General features: G+C 76.3%; 2 protein-coding genes. Both read left to right on the forward strand.

Annotated features, from left to right (window positions below):
* Positions 1–202: 202 nt before the first annotated feature.
* A complete protein-coding gene (locus ACLIYP_RS29905) occupies positions 203–1,348 on the forward strand; it encodes an alkaline phosphatase PhoX (RefSeq protein WP_412716212.1) in 1,146 nt (381 codons plus the stop codon).
* Positions 1,349–1,516: 168 nt separating this feature from the next.
* A complete protein-coding gene (locus ACLIYP_RS29910; protein ID WP_412716213.1) occupies positions 1,517–2,569 on the forward strand; it encodes a phosphatidylinositol-specific phospholipase C domain-containing protein in 1,053 nt (350 codons plus the stop codon).
* Positions 2,570–3,206 lie beyond the last annotated feature (637 nt).

Here is a 3,206-nt window from a genome sequence, read left to right on the forward strand (position 1 = left end):
CCGGCCCCCGGGTGCGCGATCGCGCACCCGGGGGCCGGCGGCGTTTCCGGCCGCGGGCGGAGGCGCCGGGCCGAGCCGGGCCGCGCGTGTGAACGGCTGTTCACCGGATCTTCTCCCCCGGCTCCCTTCGCCCGCCGCCGCCGGCGCGCAATGGTGACGTGTACACGTCTCTCGCACGCTCCCTCACACGCCTGGAGTCCGCATGCAGCGACGCACCTTCCTGAGGACCGCCTCCGCCGGCGCGGGGGCCGTCGCCTTCTCCGGCGCCCTGTGGCAGGGCGCCGCCACCGCGGGGACCTCCGCCGCGGTGGCCGGCCCGTACGGACCGCTGCGGGCGCCCGACGCCAACGGGGTGGCACTGCCGGAGGGCTTCCGCAGCCGGATCGTGGCCCGCTCCGGCCTGCCGGTCGGCGGGATCCTGTGGCACCCGGCACCCGACGGCGGCGCCTGCTACCCGGACGATGGGGGAGGCTGGATCTACGTCTCCAACTCCGAGGTCCCCCTGGTCGGCGGCGCCTCGGCGATCCGCTTCCGCGCCGACGGCTCGGTCGACCGGGCCTACCGCGTCCTGGAGGGCACCAACCTCAACTGCGCGGGCGGGGCGACCCCTTGGCGGACCTGGCTGTCGTGCGAGGAGACCTGGCGCGGCCGGGTGTTCGAGACCGACCCGTACGGGCGGCGCGAGGCGGTCGCGCACAGGGCGATGGGCCGCTTCAAGCACGAGGCCGCCGCGTGCGACCCGGACCGGCGCGTGGTCTACCTGACCGAGGACGAGCCGGACGGCTGCTTCTACCGCTACACCCCCGAGGTCTGGGGCGACCTGTCGCGCGGCCGGCTGGACGTGCTGTGCGAGTCGGCGGGCGGCGCGGTGGAGTGGCGCGAGGTCCCGGACCCGTCGGCGCCGCTGTTCGGGAAGCAGACGCGCCACCAGGTCGGCTCCGCGCGCCGCTTCGACGGCGGCGAGGGCTGCCACTACGCGGACGGCACCTGCTGGTTCACCACCAAGGGCGACAACCGGGTGTGGGCCTACGACGCCGAGCGGGGCGAGCTGTCGGTGGCCTACGACGCGGACTCCCCGCTGGACGGGGTGGACAACATCACCGGCACCCCCGGCGGTGACCTGTACGTGGCGGAGGACGGCGGCAACATGGAGATCAACGTCATCACGCCCGAGGGCGCGGTGGCCCCGGTGATCCGGCTCGACGGCCACGGCGACTCCGAGGTCACCGGCCCGGCCTTCTCCCCGGACGGCTCCCGGCTGTACTTCTCCTCCCAGCGCGGCACCCTGGGCGATCCGGCCGGACTGGGCGGTATGACGTTCGAGGTCTCCGGCCCCTTCCGGCGCTGACGGCGCCCGTACGCGCCCCCGTGCCCCGTGCCCCGGTGACCACCAGGGCACGGGGCGGCCGTACGCCCGCCGTTCGTCCGCGCGCCATCCGCGCTCCCTCCCCGGGTCTGCCCGACTCCCCTACTGTGACCGCGATTCGACCCTCCCCCCACACGGAAGGCGGCGCAGATGGCACAGCAGTGGAGAAGCCGGCTGGCGACGGCGGTGGCGGCGGTGACGGCGGCCGGTATCGGTACGGTGCTCACGGCGGCCGTGCCGGCCGGGGCGGCGGACACCGGCGCGCTGCCGTACTCCGGCACCACCTCCGTCGGCGTGCACAACGCCTACGAGAAGGACAAGTACACCTACTTCGCCGACGCCCTGGACTCCGGCGCCTCGCTGCTGGAGCTGGACGTGTGGGCCAAGTACTCGGGCGGCTGGCGCGTGGCCCACGACGGCCCGCTGGCCGACGACAACAACTGCGAGAACGCCTCCTCCCCCGCCGAGCTGCGCTCCAGACCCCGCAACCAGAGCCTGGCCGGCTGCCTGGCCGACATGCGGGCCTGGCACGACGCCAACCCCGGGCACCGGCCGGTGCTGGTGAAGATCGAGATGAAGGACGGCTTCGCCGGCGACCGCGGCCGCGGGCCCGCGCAGTTCGACGCCCTGGTGAACCGGGTGCTGGGCGACGCGCTCTACCGGCCCGGCGACCTCGCCGCCGGCCACGCCACCCTCGACGACGCCGTACGCGGCGGGGGCTGGCCCGCGCGGGACGCGCTGGCGGGGAAGTTCCTGATCCACCTCATCCCCGGCACCGTCGAGGAGTCCAACCCCTTCGACACCCTGTGGACCGACCGCGAGTACGCCGCCCACCTGCGCGACCTCGCCGCCGCCGGGCGGCTGGGCGACGCCACCGCCTTCCCCGCCGTGCACCGCGCGGCGGCCGGGGACCCGCGCACCCGCTACGCGGACGCCACGCTGCGCCCCTGGTTCGTGGTCTTCGACGGCGACGCCTCGGCGTACGTCTCCGGCGGCATCGACACCGCCTGGTACGCCCGGCACGGCTATCTGCTGGTGATGACCGACGCCCACGCCGTGGCCCCCGCCATCAGCCCCACCGACCCCACCCGGGCCCAGGCCCTCGACCGGGTGTCGCTGCTGGCGGCCGAACGGGCGAGCGTGGTCACCTCCGACTGGACCCGGCTGCCGTCCGTGCTGTCCGCCGTACTGCCGCGCGGCTGACGGGGGTTGGCCGCCGCGGCGGCGCGGGCGGGCTTCCGCCGGGACCGTCCGCGCCGCGGATGGCGGTCGCCGTGCGTGTTGTCCCCGCGGGGGGCCCGTTTGCGCGGCGCGGCGGCCTGGTACGGCTGCCCCAGGCGTACTGCCCCGCGCGGCACCGCCGCCCCGGACGACGGATCGCACGACGGGTCGCACCACGGATCGCACCACGGATCGGAGCCCATATGCGCGCTGCCCCGCCCGGGACCGGCCTGTGCCGCGCGGCGGGGCGCCCCGGCCCGCCGCCGTACGGACCGCGTTCCCTCCCCCGGACACAGACACGGACCCGGACCCCGGCCCGGAGGCGGAGGCTGCGCGGCGGGACCGGTTCCCCCTTCGGCCGGGGCCGGATTCCCTTCTCCGAAAGGTGTTCCATGGAACTGCTGGCTCAGGGACGGCCGGACAAGGCCGCCCCGGCGCGACCGATGACCACCGGGCGGACGGCCGCCGGACCGGCTTCCGGCCCCGGCGTCTCCGGCGGGCCCGGACCGGCCCCGTGCGGCGGCGGCCGGCGCGAAGGCCGCCGTGAAGACCACCGCGGAGACCACCGCGAAGGCCACCGCGGAGACCGCCGGGGAGGCCGGCGATGAGCGCGCGGCCG

Source organism: Streptomyces nanhaiensis, from assembly GCF_046614825.1.
In the GTDB taxonomy this organism is placed as follows: Bacteria; Actinomycetota; Actinomycetes; order Streptomycetales; family Streptomycetaceae; genus Streptomyces; species Streptomyces radiopugnans.